This window comes from Chryseobacterium sp. WG23, assembly GCF_024586575.1.
In the GTDB taxonomy this organism is placed as follows: Bacteria; Bacteroidota; Bacteroidia; order Flavobacteriales; family Weeksellaceae; genus Chryseobacterium.
In genome coordinates, this window is record NZ_JALCZE010000011.1 from 157,095 (window position 1) to 174,411 (window position 17,317).

The window sequence follows — 17,317 nt, forward strand, 5'->3', positions numbered from 1 at the left end:
TGGTTTAAACCTATTTACTTGGATTGATCTGCGGTTTTGATAACCGTTTTGATTCTTTCTTCAATCATTCTCCAGTCATAGAAGTGAAATACCCGGCCATTGCTCATGGCAACAAATACTCCTTTTGGAAACTTAGGTCCCAGATTAATATTTGTCACTTCAGAACCGTCACTTTCACTGGTAGAAACAGGAATCTCAGCAATTTTTCCCTTTGCAGGATCTTCTCTGAGGTAGACATTAAATGTATCTTTCTGCTGATTGGAAACCAAAATATATCCGTTCTGTGGGGACGTAGGATAGATGGAAATTCCCTCTACATCAGAAGTGAAATCTCCCTTTCCAAAAACAAGCAGCTCTTCATTTCCTTTCGCCGGATCTGCATAATATTGGTGAACTCCAAACTGCTCGTCAGAATAATAGATATAGCCTTTTTCATCATCTACAGCAATGCTTTCGATTTCCTTTAAACCACTGTATTTTCCAAATTTCCTGACTACCTCACCTATGATGGTTCCGTTTTTCTCAGAAAGTTTATATTGCCAGAGGTAACCGTCTTTTGGACCTGATTTTCTTCCGACAACAACGAATATATCTCCTGTTTCCGGGTTTTTATACATAGAAATACCCATTGGGCCGCGCTCTGTTTCTCCTTCAAATACAGAAATTTCTCCCACTTCTTTCAGATCAGGAAGGCTATACAGTTTTACCTTATTGGTTTCTCTTTCTGTAACCGCTGCAATGTCCGTTTTTTTTTTACCATTTACAGTAAAACCGTATTCAATATCTACATTATTAGGGCGTTTAAGCCCTGAAACTTTATGAATTATTTTACCGTTAAGATCGAAGGCATACAACCCGCCATCAGTATCTTTATCCGTTCCGATGATGATACTTTTTGAAGCATCGTCAGGATGGATCCATATGGCCGGATCATCAGTATCATGAGCTACGGTTTCAGTAATAACGCTTGGTTTAAGGTTTTCTCCTAATTCTTTCTGCCCTGTACAGCTGATCACAAAAGGAAAAGCTGAAAGAGCAATGATGTAATATTTTATTTTCTTCATGACTGTTTTAAAAATCAAATTTTACCCCCATGGTAAATCTGGGTCTGTAATATTCTGCCTGAGCCGTTCTGCTCTGGATTCCCTGATAATATCTTAACGGCTGATTGGTCAGATTATTGGCTTCAGCAAAAATTCTCAGCTGGCTGGTAATTTTATAGGAAGCGTTGGCATCCAGAAAAAACTGTTTGTCATAATACCGGTCATCAAAAGCTTTTCCTCCCAGCTCATCAATATAATGAGAAGCATAATTCATAGAAACTCTGGCTGAAAAACGCTTGTTTTCCCATGAAAGAGAGCCGTTGAACATATGGGGTGCCGCTCCGGGAAGTCCTACATCCGTTCTTTCTATACCGTCTTCATTAGTAATGCCTTTCGCCTTTGATTTGGTGTAAGTATAGTTAACATACACTCCAAAACCTTTCCAGAATGCTCCCGGAATAAAATCAAGCTGTCTTTGCAATGCGACTTCAAATCCGTAAATATCTACATTATCACCATTGCGCTGTTGGGTAAACTTCCAGTTGCTTTCACCGGAAGGAATAGGGTTGGATTGTCCTGCAAAGTCGGCAGCGAAGTCACCAGCTGTATAATTTCTTTTGGAGTAGGTGTAAATGAAATTATTAAGGTTCTTATAAAAAATTCCTCCTGAAAGAATTCCCACCGACTTAAAATACTTTTCAGCCATAAAATCAAAATTATAGGCGTAAGTGGCTTTCAGATTAGGGTTTCCGGCTGCCACGATTTCATCTTCAGAGATCACGTTCAGGTAAGGGACTAATGAGTAATAGTTCGGACGGGCAAGTGCTGTAGTAAATGCAGCGCGAAGTACAAGATCCTGTACCGGAACATACTTGAAAGAAAGGTTGGGAAGCACGTTGGTGTAAGTATTGGTGTTATTGATTTGCCCTAGCAGGTCTTTTTCATTCATAACGTAATTCCCGGTGTAATCAATCTTTGTTGTTTCCACACGTGCCCCAACGATCATGGAAAGCTGATCATTGAAATCCTGATCCCAACGGACATAGCCTGCATAGATCTGTTCTTTTGCAGTATAATTGCTTGAAAGAAATTTTTCAGGCTTAGACTTTCCATTGAACAAAGCTAGGTTAAATAAATCTAAGCTTCCCAGGTATGCCGGATCAACAAATGTGCCCGGGATATAATTTCCTGCTTGGAAGTTATGCCCATCAAGATATACTGTAGGTACAGAAAGAAGGCTTCCCATATTGCTGATCGGTTGAAAAGCATAAAAGTCATTTTCCCTTTCCTTTTCCTTCAGACGCATACGGAAACCTGTACGGAGTCTTCCTTTCTGATCTTCAATGACAGAAAAAGGAAAACGTACATTCACTTTTGCGCCAAACTCCTTCTCCTGAGTAAAGCTGTTGGCATCCGAAAGATCACTTAATTTATAGCTTCCTAAATTATCTGCAGCCAGAGGGGTGATAACCGGATTTTCGGGATCACTGAGATTCTGGGAGAAGTTCATTTTGCTGTTTTCAAATTCTATATAGCGCTGATGAGGTTTATCTTCACTGGCTATGGCATAATTCATCGACCAGTCAAGGTCTACTTTAGATCCAAGCAAATGCTCACCCCGTAACGCGTAGTTCTGAACTTTTTGTTTTTCCAAACGGGTGTTATCGTTATCTGCATTTCCACCCTTATTTTGTCTGGTAATACTGCCTTTCCAGTCTGTAATTTCCGTTTCATCAGCATTATAAACAGGCTTTATTTTATATCCCAAAGCATAACGGGTTTCCTTATCATTCCTGAAATTATACATCGCTGAAGCATAGATCTTATTTTTTGAATTGAATTCATAATCCATATTAAGATCAAAACTATGCCTGATGCGGTGCTCGTTATAGTAACGTACACCCATTTTGCTGATGTAGGCTGTTTGTGCAGCATCATTAGCCAGACTCCACACTGGTTCTATATTATCTGAGCCAAAATTATTATTGTTATAAGAAAAACTGAATACAGCACCCAGTTTTTTGTTTAAAAATCTGTTCCCATAGACTAATCCTGCTGTATAATTGCCTTTTTCGCGAATCGGACTGTATCCTCCGGCCAGGGTTGCTGAAATTCTCTGTCCGTTAGGGGAAGCCCTTGTGATAAGGTTTACAGAACCTCCGATAGCATCAGCATCCATATCAGGAGTTAAGGTTTTATTAACCTCAATGGTAGAGATCATATCCGAAGGAATCAGGTCCATCTGTACATTACGGTTGTCACCTTCAGCAGAAGGAATTCTGTCTCCGTTTAGGGTAACAGAATTAAGATTCGGGGCAAGGCCTCTGATAATAAGATTTCGTGCCTCACCCTGATCATTCTGGATAGTAACCCCCGGAACACGTTTTAATGCATCTCCAATATTGGCATCAGGAAAACGTCCGATCTGGTCGGAGGAAATCACATTGGTGATATTGGCATTATTTTTTTGCTTGTTTAAGGCTCTTGCCTGGTTTTTTAAAGTAGCTCCCGAAACCACAATTTCTGCAATAGAGTTTTCTTTTTTATCAAAAACAATATTTTGACGGGTGTTTTTTTCAGGCTCAACGCTTACATTATATTCATGCACTCCATATCCCAGGTAATCAATCTTCATGGTATAAGTGCCTGGAGGAACATTCAGGAATACAAAATTTCCGTGTTCATCAGAAGTTGTATAGATATTTCCGGGATTTAAAGATATTTTGGCTCCCGGTAATGCAATCTTAGCGTCGTCATTAATGTTTCCGGAAAGAGAACCGGTTTGTGCATAGAAAAAAATAGAAGCACAAAACAAAACGGATGTAAAAATTTTCTTCACTTTCTTTTATTAGATTAAAAATTGGAACAAATTTAAACGTCTGTTTGGAAAAAGTGTTGAAGTGAAAATTAAGATTGTTTTAAGATTTGTTAATATAAGAAACGTGAAGCTTCCTATTTTTCTAGGTTTCAGATCCTAACCCCTTTGCCGAATAATTTCCCTCCAGTAAGAAAGTCAATTCATCACATTGTATAATTTTACCATCCTGAATGGTAAATTCTGCCAATACCTTATGCAGAACGGTACTTCCATCTTTTAAAACAGAGGTTGCGATATGCTTGGTAAAAATAGTATTCCCATTTTCAGCATAATTAATAATTTCGAGCTTTTGTTCAGCTACTTTTTCTTTAAGCTTTTTTATATGCAGGATGAATTCTTCATAATTTAACTGGGTATGGTCTACAAACTGGACATATTGCTTAGAAAAGTACTTTTCGATTGCTGTCTGATCAAATACAGGGTTTTCCAGCACCTCACTGAAAACCTGTTGCATAAAATGTTTCATAATTTTATTATTTGAAACAAAATTACATCTGGCATTCTTTGCTGAACGATAACATTTGTAAAGAAATGTGAATGTGATAGCAAAACAAAAGAATAGTACTGCAAAGAAATTTTTCCGAATTTCAATATACTATTTCCGGTATAAGAAATATCTACTCCCTCAGTATAGGAGTGCTCTTATAAGAAATTGTTATCCAGCCTATTGTATTGTTTTCACCAAGGTATCTCACCGGTTTCGGGATTGTTTTCTTCACTAAAGAATTTTCCTGTGGCCCCGTCTTTGCCCAGTAAAGCATATTTTACAATCCGTTTTCCGGCATCTTCGAGACTGCCCGGCCCACGATGACCGTTGAAATCTGTTTTAGTATATCCAGGGCAAACAGCATTTATTTTGAAAGCAGTATCTTTTAATTCATAAGCCAAAACAACGGTAAACATATTCATGGCTGATTTTGAAGAAAGATATACAACGCCTTTGTTGTCATAGTATTTATATGTTGAGTTGCTATGCAGAGTAATTGAACCCTGGCTTGAACTTACATTTACAATACGGGGTTCTGGCGATTTTTTCAGCAAATCAATAAACGCCTGGGTAACTCTTATTACACCATAAACATTCGCATCATAAGTTGCTTTAAACTGGTCAATGGTTGCGCCGAGTGCAGTTTGTGGATAGCCTCCATAAATACCCGCATTATTAATAAGTATGTCCAGTATTTTTGTTTTTTTTCCTATTTCCAAACGGGCATTTTTTACCGATTCGTCATCCGTAATGTCAAGCTGAATAGCTTCTATATTGTTCAATCCCTCTGCTTTCAGTTGGTCAACAGCTTCTACACCATTTTGTAGATTACGACTGCCGAGATAAACATAAATTCCTTTTTGGGCAAGCTGTCTTACAACTTCAAAGCCAATACTTTTGTTAGCTCCTGTTACTAATGCTGATTTCATTTCTTTGTTTTAAAATTAATACAACAAATGTATAAGGCTACAGGAGAAGAGAGATGGACAAATCACTTTATTTACCAGACAAATCTTGTGTGCCTTCTAAAAACTCAGTGACGCTTTTTCCTGTACATTTTTTGAAAAACTTAGAAAAATAATCCGCGTCATTAAATCCTAACTCGTAAGCCAACTCTTTTACAGAAAGATTTGAATAATGTAGTTTTCGCTGTGCTTCTATCATCAAACGGCTGGTGAAAAAATTCTTAGGTGAGACGCCTGAATATTCTTTTACAATGCGGTATAAACTGTTGGTGGTCAGGGCTAGTTTTTCAGCAATCGTATGGATAGATGGTTGCTCGGTGAGATGGGTTTCCACTGCTAATTTAAACTCAATAAATTTTGACAAGTTGGGGTTTAAAATATTGGCCGGCTCTTTATTTTTAAAATAGGCACTATTTAATTCTGCTAATAATGAGTTCAGATAAGCTAATATTATCTCTGTGTCTGATTGGGTTTTATCAGTTTGAAGGAGTTGGTTTAAAATTTCAAAAACTTTTTGTACGCGCTGCCTGGCTGCCTCATCAAGACTTACTTTTTGCGTGTTTAAAGGATTAACTAAAAAAGAAAATTGCTGTGGAAGCAATGCTAAAGTATTTTCATCAAATATTACCTTATAGTAGGTAAGATTATCTGCTTTATGGGGTGGGGTGAAAATCTGATTAGGTATTGCAAATAGCAATTGTCCTTCAGTGAGGCTAATGTTCTGCAGATCCAATGTATAGTTGATGGAACCGCTTTCAATCAGTACAATAAAATAAGACGACAACTTACGGGGTTGAAGAAGTTTTTGTTGAATATCATCAGACGGATAGGGATTTTCAGTTGAATTGAATTGTATGCCTAACTTATCATGCTGTTGTTGAATGCTGTCATATATTTTATTTGCTTTTTGCATAAGATATCGGTTAATGGCTGCATAGGATTACTTTACCTATTTTTGTCTTGTAAATTTATAAATTCTCTCTCTTAATTTAGACACTGTTTTCCCACTTTATCCGGGCCTTTACAAATATCAGGCAACGGATGTTCTGGTTACCATTCAATAGGAGTGGACTTTAGTCCGCTCTCGGTATAAAATATTCCACTGGCTTTAGCCAAAATCTATAATTAAGCTTATATATTAGCTTCTCTATTCTGAAGAGAAGACTGAAGCAGGTCTTTTAGGATGAGTTTGGATTTTTCTATTAATTCGTTTGACCTATAGAGCTGGCTGGTAAGTATTGAGCTTTCGAAAAGAAGGTAAATATGGTCAGCTAAAATATCATTCTTAAGATCCTTACTGAAAGAATTTCTCAGCTTACCCTTATGATCACGAATGACATCATGAATTTCTGTTTTATCAGTCGGTATTTCAGACATAATATTTAAGAAACTACACCCTCTGAAATCTTCTTTCTCATTCATATAGATCAGAAAATCAAATGATTTTATGAGTTTTTCTCCTATAGTCTGTGCATCAGATGTAAATTTTTCCAGCTCGGAGATCCAATAGTCAAATCTTTTATTAAAAAATTCTATGCATAAGTCATCTTTAGATTTAAAATGTTGGTAGAAGCTTGCTTTGGATACGTTCGCTTCTTCAATAATCTGATTGATACCGGTACTGTTATAACCTTGCTGATGGAAGAGGACCATAGCTGTACTTATTATTCTTTCGCGAGGTCTGGACATTGATGTGGCTTTCCGACAAATTTAAGAAAAATATGAACAGACTGGTATGTTTTGGGTTGCATAATTATTTTATACAAATCCTGTTGCATAATAAAGCTGAATAAGAAAAAATAGCAGGGTAAAGATCCATATTACATAAGGGTGATACCGAAAATTTTCTTTCAGGATATAATGCAAAGCTTTGAATAATTTAAAAAGCCCAATAATTCCTATGACTGCAAATAATAATAAAACAATAAAAAACAGATCATCTTTTACCCCGTAAGTGTGTAGCTTTTCAAGATGAGTGAGATAAGCCTGCACATTGATGGTCTGCCCAAGAAACATGGCAGAAAGAATGAGTAAAAAGAATGGAGTAGAAGTATAAACAGTTGTATAAATGAAAGAAAACAGCAACGTACGAAAGGTTACGGTATTTACCTTTTCTTTTTTATACCACAATAATATCACGCTGAATAATACGGCTGTACAATTGTTGATCAGGAATATAAATAAAGCCTTTTCTACCATGCTTAATTCCTTGATCTTGGAAATAAAATTTTGTTCGCCACCATAATCCATCAATAATACAGAAATAATGACAGAGGTGTATACTGAAAGTTTGATTGGAGATAAATAATCCCGGAAGCGTTCTGATTCTTCCTTTTCCATTTCATGTACAGAAAAGTCATAACAACGGCTGGGTTTCTGGAACAGTTTAAAAATAGTTACCGGAACCAACAGTATTTCTATAATAATCTGAAGGCAGAGTTTTTCAAAGCTATCAATAAGTTTTTCAAACATATAGACCAAATAAAGGATAGAAGTTATTTGTCTATGCAATTTAATTAAAAATTTTAATTGAAATGATGGATAAAAGTAAAATAGTGTATTTAAGAATAAAGAATAAAGAATAAAGAATAAAGAATAAAGAATAAAGAATAAAGAATAAAGAATAAAGAATAAAGAATAAAGAGATTTTTCAGCTATGATAAGAAAAACGGGTTGAAAGAAATCTCTTTCAACCCGTTTTTGATGAGTTTATTGCTTATTTTGGCAGTCCTTTCTTTAATGCTGTATGAGCTCTTTCAACAGCCTTTCTTTCTTTCCAGTCCATATATCTTTTTTTATAACGGCCTTTCATGAAATTGTCAAAGTTTCGCTGAACAGTCAGATTCCACAGGGAATGTGCTTTTACAGCCCAGCTTTTGTCCCATGCACGAAGAGAGATGGAGAAAGATCCATCCAGGTATTTCATCCAGTGCCACCAACCGGTAGGCATGAATAAAGTGTCTCCATGTTCCAGATAACATTCTATCCCTTCAATTCCATCCAGTGCCGGAAATTTTTCAAAATCAGGGTTGGCAATATCATAGTCTTCCAATGCATATGTTGCATAAGGGAGCTTATATAAACGGGTTTTCCATTTGTATTCAAAAAGAAGAACATGCTTTCTTCCGTTAAAATGAGTATGGAAAATATGAGGCATGTCTATATCATAATGAAGGAAGGTCACAGAACCTTTTCCTCCAAAGAACATACTTGGATACTTATCCAAAAATCCTCCCATCAGATTCTTAGGTGGGATATAATCATCCAGTAATTTGGGCGCAAATTTAATAGGGTCAAAAAAGAAAATTCTCAGATCGGTAGGCTCCTTTTGAATCAAATCAATATAGTCTGCGAATTTCATTTTTGTAGTGGGTGTATTGATGGGAGCTGCAGGATCAGCTTTTGCGCTGTCATATAAAGGAACAGTCACATCACCTACGACCTCTTTCATGTACTCCATCGTCCATTTTTGATACGCAGGCCACTTTTTAGCCATATTCTTGATTACCACTGGCTTACATGGCTTTAGATACTTTTCACGGAAATCTTCTTGTGAAATGTCATCTACTACATCAATAGGTTTAAGGAATAGTCCCATTTGTTTAAAATATTAGGCTAAATTATTAAATATTTATGACAATGGATATAATGAATTTAAATTATTTGGAACTAATATAAATAAAAAAAGAATTAGCTGTTTTTTACTTTAGCAATTTTAGCTTTTTTTGATATTTTGGTTGAGGTTTTTTAGAAAATGAGTAGGAGATATTTTATATTTTTCGTTAAATTTTTTAGAAAAGCTTTGGGCTGTATTGAAGCCGGTCATATCTGCCATTCCCTGAATACTTTTATAGCGTAGCTTAGGATGTTTTTTCCATAGCTCTGTGGCATAATTTAACCGTAAATCATTAAGATATGAAGCAAAATTCTGCTTTTTATAATGATTGACTACTTTTGACATATAGGATGTATTGGTAGCACATTCTTTTGCTAAATTGGATAAAGAGGCATTTTTATCCAGATATTTTTTTTCTTTTTCAAAAATTTCAAGAGAGTGAAGGATACTTTCAACAATTAAAGGATTAATATCTGTAAGCTCAAAAATACTCTCTTCACTATGTAAGATTGTTTCTGCTCTGTGGAAACTGTTTTGTACTTCTTGTTTTTTTATTTCCTGAAGATAAAGACCCTTATAGTATTTCTTTTTCATATGTGTTGTAAAGACCAGATGCATAAGACCAGCGAGTATAATGAGTGTAGTTACTATAGTCACAGAATATAATCTCTTTTCCCAGGTGTGTAATTGCCGCAAGTTCGAGTTTTCCTTATTTGCCTTTTCCAATTTCTTATTCCATATTATCTGATCTTGTGTAGAGCTTTTTAAGTGAGTTACAAGGCTGCTGGATATGCTTTTATTTGAAGCATATATAGTCTGAAAAGGACTTCGTATAAAGGCCTGAAAAGAAATGGCAGAGAGAAACAAAACGGATAGAAAAATTCTCATGACAATGAATTAATTTTTATAAAAGTACAAAATTGAATTGAGTTGACAATCATTTGATTTTTAATTATTTGTAAATTATTAATACTTTTTTTTACACACATATTTTATGTTTTTACTGATTGTATTTATCAATTTAATGAGATATACAATATGTAAATTTGGATGGGAACTATGGTTTATTATAGATTTATTCTAAACAAAAAACACAATGAAAACACAAAAATCTGGCAACGCTACATTACTTATCCATTATTCTTTTAAAAGGCAAAAGAAATAAGGTCTTTTTTATCCATTCTTATCTTTTTACTTAAGTATTTCCAGCCATATAACCTGGCAAATGCAATTCGGAAATAGATTTATCTATCCATAATGAGAAATTACTGATAATCGGGATACTGTAACATCATATCCAATCTTCTCTTGAGAATTTATAGGAGAACATAGTAATTTAAAATATAAGATACTCTTACAGTGCGAATATCAATTTTTAAACTAAATACCACAATAATATGAAAAGAAACTTTTTTATCACTTTTCTATTGAGCTTCTATTGTTTTTTTATTCAAGCTCATAATATGAATAATAAAGCTGTAAATAATGAGGTTAACTCATCTAAAGCTTTTGCTGAAGTCTGTTTTAATCGGTTGCATAATGGTTGGGTAGAGATACTTATCCCAGTAAGTCAGTGGAATGATACTACTGTGAGGTTTAAAAGCTATCTTACAAACGGTTCTTTGTATACAAGTCAAGGCTATAGTACTCAATCGCTGCCAAAAATAACCTCAAATGGTATACAGTATTATTATCTTAAGGCACAAGGGGGAGGTGATATTAATGGCCAGCCAATTTGGAATCAGACTTTGACTTATGAAATAAGCAGTCCCCAGGATACAGCAATATCAAAAACATTGGATGCTTTACCCCAGAATCAGTGGAATGCTGCAGGAACAACAGGTTTTTGTGGTGTTGTTAAAGCTGAAGTTTGCTTTAACCGTTTACACAATGGCTGGGTAGAAATACTTATCCCCGTGAGTCAATGGAAGGATACTAGTATTAAATTCAAAAGCTATTTTAAAGATGGTACGCTATCTACAAGTCAAGGGTATAGTACTCAATCGCTGCCGAAGATCACATCAAATGGTGTACAGTATTACTATTTTAAGGGAAAAGGTGCCGGTGATATTAATGGACAACAAGTTTGGGATCAGCCTTTGACATTTGAGATAGGCAGTTCTCAGGATGTTGCCGTATCAAAAATATTGGATGCTTTACCTCAGGATCAATGGAATACTGCAGGAACAACAGGTTTTTGTGGGGTTGCTAAAGCTAAAGTTTGTTTTAACCGCTTGCATAACGGTTGGGCAGAAATGCTTATTCCTGTGAGCCAGTGGAAAGGTACTGATATTATATTCAAAAGTTATTTTAAAGATGGTACGTTATCTACAATTCAAGGATATAGTATCCAATCGCTGCCGAAGATTACATCAAATGGTGTACAGTATTACTATTTTAAGGGAAAAGGTGCGGGTGAGATTAACGGACAACAAGTCTGGGATCAGCCTTTGACATTTGAGATAGGTAGTTCTCAGGATGTGCCAGTATCAAAAATATTGGATGCCTTACCTCAAGATCAATGGAATGATTTTGAAAAACAAAAAGGATGTGTTACAAAAGCCGGTGGAATCTGTGTAGATCGAAACAAACAAGATTATACAATTTATATCCCCGTTTCTGAATGGAAAGAGACGAATGTAGGGATAAGATTATTTGATGCTAATGGAGTTTTGATGAGTTTTCAGAGTTTTCCAAGCCCTGCTATAGAAAATTATAATGGAAGAAACTCTTATAAAATTTCCGGGAGCCTAGGTACAGAAGCAAAAATTATTATTGAAGTATCAAGTCCTACTAATGCAGCAGTTTATATGCTGCTAGATACCGTTCAGTCATTATGCTATGAAGGAATTTGCACTGGTAATAATAATTGGAGTCTTACTGGGAATGCTGATACTGATCCTACTGCAAATTTTATAGGAACCACAGATAAACAAAGTTTGGTTTTCAAAACTAACAATGTGGAAAACATGCGCATAGATGCTACTGGCAAGATAGGAATAGGAACAAAGAACCTTTCATGTGTTGATTGTATCAATTATAGACTTTTTGTAAAAGACGGAATTAAAACAGAAAAAGTAAAAGTAGAGATTGCTTCTGCCAATGGATGGGCAGATCATGTATTCTATCCGAATTATCAGCTTCTGAAGTTAGAAGAAGTGGAGAAATACATACTTGATAATGGGCATCTGCCTAATATTCCTTCTGCAAATGAGGTGGTGGAAAAAGGAATTGATCTTGCAGAAATGGATGCCAGATTATTAGAAAAAATCGAAGAACTCACACTTTATACTATAGATCTGAATAAAAAGAATATTGAGCTTCATCAAAAGAATGTTGAGCTTGGAGGACAGGTAAAAAACAGGGAGAAAATGATCAAAATTCTTTTGAAAAAAGTAGAAGCTTTGGAGAAAATTGGAAATAAGAAAATAATTAACTCTAATACCTTGAAATAATGAATAAAAATAGCTTCTTAATATGCCTATTATTTTTTCAATATACATATTCGCAACTAGCACCTATAAAATATTGGAATGTTAGAGGAAATGCTGGTACCAGCCCTGATGTCCATTTTTTAGGAACTACAGACTCTCAGAATCTGTTTTTTAAAACAGATGGTAAGGAAGCAATGCAATTGGGAATGGGAGGTACAGCAGGTATTGGATTTTCTAATTTTTCATGTACAGGCTGTTCTGGCTATAGACTTTTTGTAAAAGGAGGTTTTAAAGCAGAAAAAATAAAATTAGATATTGCTTCTGATAACGATTGGGCAGATTATGTTCTCAGATCCGATTATCAGCTTCCAAAATTAGAGGAAGTGGAAAAATATATTCTGGAAAAAGGGAATTTATCAAATATTCCCTCTGCAGAAGAAGTGGTAAAAAACGGAATTGAACTTGGAGAGATGAAATCCCGGCTTTTAGCTAAAATAGAGGAACTGACACTCTATACAATAGATCTTAACAAAAGGAATGAAGATTTTATCCAACAAAGTTCAGAATTAGATAATCAGATTACCAACCAAAACGAAATCACAGACAAGCTCCAAAAGCGCATAGAAAAACTGGAGCATGATTATCGTAAAATATTTTAAGATATGGAATCAGCAGTAACCTATAAATATGGCTTAGGCATTGCCATTTTATTTTGTCAATATTGGAATGTCACAGCGCAAGTAATAGAAAGCAATGATTTTTCTGCAGAAAAGAAAATAGCCCTGCAAAATATCATAGCTATAAAGAAAAGACAATCTACACAGAGAATGTTAGCAGTTAACCGATTAAAAAACCGGGGCTTTAAAGAAGTTATCGTGGATGGTGAGAACGTTAAGCAATTGATTAATGAAGATGAACAAGGGCACCCGCTGTATTACACAACGTTAAATGCCAATCCTTCCAAAAGAATTAAGGCAAATACATTCTACTCGGGTCAGGGATTGGGGTTGAATATTTCGGGTCAGGGAATGATTATTGGCCAATGGGATTATTCGAAGCCAAGGCTTACTCATCAATTGTTAATGGGGAAAATTTCATATGATGCCAATCAAAACCCAGCTATTTCCCGGCACAGTACTCATATTGCTGGGACGCTGATTGGTAATAACACCAATAACCCAAATGCTACCGGTATTGCTTATGACTCTACTTCCAAGGCCTATGACTGGGTCAACGATACAGAAGAAATGAGCACAGAAGCTTTGGAAGGAATGTTAATTGCCAATAATAGTTACGGATTTGATCCAATATATCTACAAACTTATCAGTTCGGAAAGTATAATATTACTGCACAGGAATGGGATAATGTCATGTATAATGCTCCCTATTTTCAAATTGTAAAAGCCGTAGGGAATGCCCGAAGCATCAATCCGTCCATTGCTCCTCAAGTGTCTGCCAAGCAGGGATATGATCTCTTGGAAGGAGGAGGTGTTGCCAAAAATGTTCTGGTAGTCACCTCGGTCAATGAAAACATCAATCCTGAAGCGGATTCAGACTTTAGTATTTCCTCTTTCAGTAGCTATGGACCTACCGATGATGGCAGAATTAAGCCGGATATTGCTGCTCAGGGAGAAAATGTTTATTCTTCTATAGAGACTTATAATTCGGCTTATGGCTATTATAATGGGACCTCTTCTGCCTCTGCTTCCGTTGCGGGAGGAATAACTTTATTACAGCAATATTGGAAAACCCTTAATTCTAATTATATGTGGTCATCTTCTGTGAGAGGCATTATTACCCATACAGCTAATGATAGAGGAGCGCTTGGCCCCGACTATGCTTACGGATGGGGTTTGATGAATACGGAGAGGGCTGCTCAATTGATCTACAGCAATAACAAAAGCACCTTGGTGAAAGAAGAAAATCTGGCGAACGGAAAAGAATACCGGTTGTATGTAGTTGCTGGCAAAGCAAATCAGCCGCTTGTAGCTACTTTGGCATGGACAGACCCTGCCGGGAATATAGGAAATAGTAATGCGGATGATGAAACTTCAGCTCTCGTCAATGATCTGGATATCAGTATTGTTAAAAAAGATAATTCCGGAAATACCCAAACTTTCTATCCCTGGAAACTGGGAGGAATCCAAAATTATACGGCATCAGCTACAAGAAATTCTGTTAATTCCGTAGATAATATTGAAAAAGTGGAAGTTGATCATCCGGACGGATTATATCAGGTAATTATCAGGCATAAAGGAAATCTTCAGCAGGGAAACCAAAATTTTTCGCTGATACTTTCCGGGGTTTCTTTCTGCTATTCGGATGATCTTTATGTACTGGTAAGAGAAAAAGACAATATAGATGCTCCTAGTTTTGTAGGTACAGCCAAAAATATCAAAGCGTCTAATGTGATTAAAAGTACAGCAGATGTTACTTATAAAGCAGCCCAATCTGTGGAATTATTACCTGATGCATCAGGAGGCAATAATACAATAGGTTTTGAAACAGAGCCGGGAGCCACATTTTTAGCCTATATCGATCCCAGTTGTGGTGCCGGAGTAGACCTTCCTTTATTGTATCAGGCACAGTCACTGACAAGAACTAATAAAGCTGCAGCCACATCTGCTCTTTCTAAAAAAACGGAAGCTGAAAAACGAAATGAACTGGCCGTCTATCCAAATCCGGTACATGATGAACTCAATGTCAAATTCAGCCTTGAAAGTTCTTCTAAAGTCACCTTTACCCTATACGATGCTTCAGGAAAAGAGGCTCTGCATCAGGAAAGTTCTCAGAATTTCCCTGCTGGTGGATTTATCAAAACCCTATATGTAAAAGGACTGCCTGGTGGAGTATATATTCTGTATGTGGAAACGGCAACTCAAAAAACAGGTAAAAAAATAATCATTAAATAAAGGAGCTATGAAGCATTTATATAGAATCATTTTTGTGTCGTTCAGTTCTTTGATATTTTCACAAAGTCCCGGTGGAGTGGGCGAAGTAAGCCTTTGGCTGAAATCTGATACGGGAAGAAATACGACCCTTCTGTATACAGATTATAGCAGCAATCAGCATATTATATCTGCAGATACAGAAAAGAATAAACCGGGATATGGTTTACTGAATTATAACGAAACACTGGATTTTGACGGAACCAATAACTTCCTGAAAATTCCTTATGTCATGGAAACCTTGAATAAGGTAACCCTTTTTATGGTATACCAGAACAAAAATACAAATAGAGAAACTGCATTGTTTTCAACAGACTTTGCCGGTGAGAAGGCGCTATACTACAGTACAAGCAGTGTTTTTCGCTATAATAATGAACAGATCAATTATATAGAGCCTGAAAAACTGGACAGCATGACTTCCCTGAGTATGTATTCCAAATTTGATGTGCCTTCTCAGCGGATAGACGATGTATTGGGAAGCTCAGGAAAAAGTAATCTGTATATAGGAAAAGATGGAGGAAACAGAAATGGGAATGCTTTTAAAGGAAAATTACCTGAATTTTTTATATACCGTAAGATTTTAACCCAAAACGAAAGAGACCGGGTGAATTCCTATCTGGCCATAAAATATGGTGTCACCATGCCAATGACTGAATATCTGAGTTCCAAAAGTAGAAAAATATGGAAAAAAGAAGATTATGCAGACTATCCGGAGAATGTTGCCGGTATTGCAATAGATCAATATTCAGGGCTTTATCAGAAGCAGGCTACAAGTACCTCAGAAAACAAACGCTTGTCTATTGCAGCTAAAGAGTTAATGGTCAGTAATAAAGATAATACAGCTCAACTCCCTAACCAGACTTTCCTGATCTGGGGAAATACTGGTGAAGCGTTAGAATTTGATAAAGAAGTACTCGGACAGCAACTTTTAAAACGGAAATGGAAAATACGTTTATCTGAAGAGAAGGAGACTTCTTTCCCAACTGAAGTCGTTTTTTATACCAAAGATATCCTTCCTGTCCTTCCTGAAGGAAAGAAGGTCTTACTGGTTATTGACCGTTCCGGAAAAGGAGATTTCAACAACACTGACCTTGAAGTGTATCCTATGGAATCTGTGGACGATAAGGGATTTATTCATTTTAAAAATATAATATTTGATAAGGATTTTTCAGGATCGGATGTGTTTACTTTTGCTTTGGGATCACAACTCTTACTGGCAAAAGAAATTATCCAGGCTGACTGTAAGAATAGTTTTGGAGCTTTAAAAATCAATATTCAAAGAGGTGCCGCTCCATTTACAATTAATCTGATGAAAGATAACGTGCCGGTGCAAAGTCAAACCTCACAAAGTCCGAAGGTAGATTTTAATAACCTTACACCTGGAAGCTATACGCTGGAAATTTTGGATAAAACCAATATTTCCTCCCGTTTTAGTTTTAACATTACTGATTTTAAGGCTATAGATCAGAATTTGGAAGAAAATTATATACTGCCTCAAAATGGATTTGTTGAATTGGATGCTTCTAAAAATATCAGCAATAAAGAAACCCTTTATCAATGGACTTCCAATAATGGATTTACGAGCTCCGGATCAAAAATTAAAATCTATGAACCCGGAGACTATACAATCACGGCCACCACTCCCGGAGGCTGTATAAAAACCAATAAAATTTCAGTAACCCAGCCTTTGGAAAACAGCATCGTAATTTTCCCTAACCCTATTCATGCAGGAGAAAACTTTACGATCCGTATCCGTCTGTCAAAATCCGAAGATGTAAATGTTAAAATTTTTGAAATGTCCGGAAGACTGGCTAAAGAAATTAAGGAATCGGGGAAATCTTTCTATGAGTTTAAAGAATCACTTAAGGTGGGAGGAACCTATGTTGTGGTTGTGGAAACGTCTTCTCAGAAGAAAAATTTTAAACTAATCATTAACTAATAACGGC

13 protein-coding genes are annotated in these 17,317 nt (G+C 36.0%); 4 read left to right on the forward strand and 9 right to left on the reverse strand.

Annotated features, from left to right (window positions below; all coding sequences use genetic code 11):
• Positions 1-14: 14 nt before the first annotated feature.
• From MP477_RS17390 to MP477_RS17430, 9 genes are all read right to left on the reverse strand, one after another.
• A complete protein-coding gene (locus MP477_RS17390; protein ID WP_257191377.1) occupies positions 15-1,064 on the reverse strand; it encodes a phytase in 1,050 nt (349 codons plus the stop codon).
• A 7-nt stretch (positions 1,065-1,071) separates the two neighbouring features.
• Positions 1,072-3,882 carry a TonB-dependent receptor gene (locus tag MP477_RS17395; RefSeq protein ID WP_257191378.1) on the reverse strand — a complete coding sequence of 937 codons (2,811 nt, stop codon included), beginning with the start codon at positions 3,880-3,882 and terminating at the stop codon, positions 1,072-1,074.
• A gap of 121 nt (positions 3,883-4,003) precedes the next feature.
• On the reverse strand, positions 4,004-4,387 hold the full coding sequence (locus tag MP477_RS17400; protein WP_257191379.1) for a hypothetical protein: 384 nt from the start codon (positions 4,385-4,387) through the stop codon (positions 4,004-4,006).
• Between the two features lie 212 nt (positions 4,388-4,599).
• Entirely contained in the window at positions 4,600-5,337 is a 738-nt protein-coding gene (locus MP477_RS17405; RefSeq protein WP_257191380.1) for an SDR family oxidoreductase, read from the reverse strand.
• 67 nt (positions 5,338-5,404) lie between these two features.
• The gene (locus MP477_RS17410; protein WP_257191381.1) at positions 5,405-6,286 is read right to left on the reverse strand and encodes an AraC family transcriptional regulator; all 882 of its coding nucleotides are present in this window, start codon (positions 6,284-6,286) and stop codon (positions 5,405-5,407) included.
• Positions 6,287-6,504: 218 nt separating this feature from the next.
• On the reverse strand, positions 6,505-7,062 hold the full coding sequence (locus MP477_RS17415) for a TetR/AcrR family transcriptional regulator (RefSeq protein ID WP_257191382.1): 558 nt from the start codon (positions 7,060-7,062) through the stop codon (positions 6,505-6,507).
• A 69-nt stretch (positions 7,063-7,131) separates the two neighbouring features.
• Positions 7,132-7,845: a hypothetical protein gene (locus MP477_RS17420; RefSeq protein WP_257191383.1), complete on the reverse strand. Its 714-nt coding sequence runs from the start codon at positions 7,843-7,845 to the stop codon at positions 7,132-7,134.
• A 244-nt stretch (positions 7,846-8,089) separates the two neighbouring features.
• A complete protein-coding gene (locus MP477_RS17425; RefSeq protein WP_230038503.1) occupies positions 8,090-8,971 on the reverse strand; it encodes a cupin-like domain-containing protein in 882 nt (293 codons plus the stop codon).
• 117 nt (positions 8,972-9,088) lie between these two features.
• A complete protein-coding gene (locus MP477_RS17430) occupies positions 9,089-9,583 on the reverse strand; it encodes an AraC family transcriptional regulator (RefSeq protein WP_257191384.1) in 495 nt (164 codons plus the stop codon).
• Positions 9,584-10,452: 869 nt separating this feature from the next.
• Between MP477_RS17430 and MP477_RS17435 the strand changes: the two genes are divergently transcribed.
• Genes MP477_RS17435 through MP477_RS17450 form a run of 4 tightly spaced genes read left to right on the forward strand, consistent with a single transcriptional unit; the run spans position 10,453 to position 17,310 of the window.
• Positions 10,453-12,444, forward strand: coding sequence for a hypothetical protein (locus MP477_RS17435; RefSeq protein ID WP_257191385.1), 1,992 nt, complete (start codon positions 10,453-10,455; stop codon positions 12,442-12,444).
• Positions 12,444-13,082 carry a hypothetical protein gene (locus MP477_RS17440; RefSeq protein WP_257191386.1) on the forward strand — a complete coding sequence of 213 codons (639 nt, stop codon included), beginning with the start codon at positions 12,444-12,446 and terminating at the stop codon, positions 13,080-13,082. The genes MP477_RS17435 and MP477_RS17440 overlap by 1 nt, the downstream gene beginning before the upstream one ends.
• A gap of 3 nt (positions 13,083-13,085) precedes the next feature.
• Positions 13,086-15,335 (forward strand): S8/S53 family peptidase, encoded by a 2,250-nt coding sequence (locus MP477_RS17445; protein ID WP_257191387.1) that lies wholly within the window; start codon positions 13,086-13,088, stop codon positions 15,333-15,335.
• A gap of 7 nt (positions 15,336-15,342) precedes the next feature.
• A complete protein-coding gene (locus tag MP477_RS17450) occupies positions 15,343-17,310 on the forward strand; it encodes a T9SS type A sorting domain-containing protein (RefSeq protein WP_257191388.1) in 1,968 nt (655 codons plus the stop codon).
• Positions 17,311-17,317 lie beyond the last annotated feature (7 nt).

What these genes read in the sequence shown, in the direction of transcription:
- MP477_RS17390 (WP_257191377.1), bottom strand. Translation starts at nt 1,064, where the DNA reads ATGAAGAAAATAAAATATTACATCATTGCTCTTTCAGCTTTTCCTTTT.
- MP477_RS17400 (WP_257191379.1), bottom strand. Translation starts at nt 4,387, where the DNA reads ATGAAACATTTTATGCAACAGGTTTTCAGTGAGGTGCTGGAAAACCCT.
- MP477_RS17405 (WP_257191380.1), bottom strand. Translation starts at nt 5,337, where the DNA reads ATGAAATCAGCATTAGTAACAGGAGCTAACAAAAGTATTGGCTTTGAA.
- MP477_RS17410 (WP_257191381.1), bottom strand. Translation starts at nt 6,286, where the DNA reads ATGCAAAAAGCAAATAAAATATATGACAGCATTCAACAACAGCATGAT.
- MP477_RS17415 (WP_257191382.1), bottom strand. Translation starts at nt 7,062, where the DNA reads ATGTCCAGACCTCGCGAAAGAATAATAAGTACAGCTATGGTCCTCTTC.
- MP477_RS17420 (WP_257191383.1), bottom strand. Translation starts at nt 7,845, where the DNA reads ATGTTTGAAAAACTTATTGATAGCTTTGAAAAACTCTGCCTTCAGATT.
- MP477_RS17425 (WP_230038503.1), bottom strand. Translation starts at nt 8,971, where the DNA reads ATGGGACTATTCCTTAAACCTATTGATGTAGTAGATGACATTTCACAA.
- MP477_RS17430 (WP_257191384.1), bottom strand. Translation starts at nt 9,583, where the DNA reads ATGAAAAAGAAATACTATAAGGGTCTTTATCTTCAGGAAATAAAAAAA.
- MP477_RS17435 (WP_257191385.1), top strand. Translation starts at nt 10,453, where the DNA reads ATGAATAATAAAGCTGTAAATAATGAGGTTAACTCATCTAAAGCTTTT.
- MP477_RS17440 (WP_257191386.1), top strand. Translation starts at nt 12,444, where the DNA reads ATGAATAAAAATAGCTTCTTAATATGCCTATTATTTTTTCAATATACA.
- MP477_RS17445 (WP_257191387.1), top strand. Translation starts at nt 13,086, where the DNA reads ATGGAATCAGCAGTAACCTATAAATATGGCTTAGGCATTGCCATTTTA.
- MP477_RS17450 (WP_257191388.1), top strand. Translation starts at nt 15,343, where the DNA reads ATGAAGCATTTATATAGAATCATTTTTGTGTCGTTCAGTTCTTTGATA.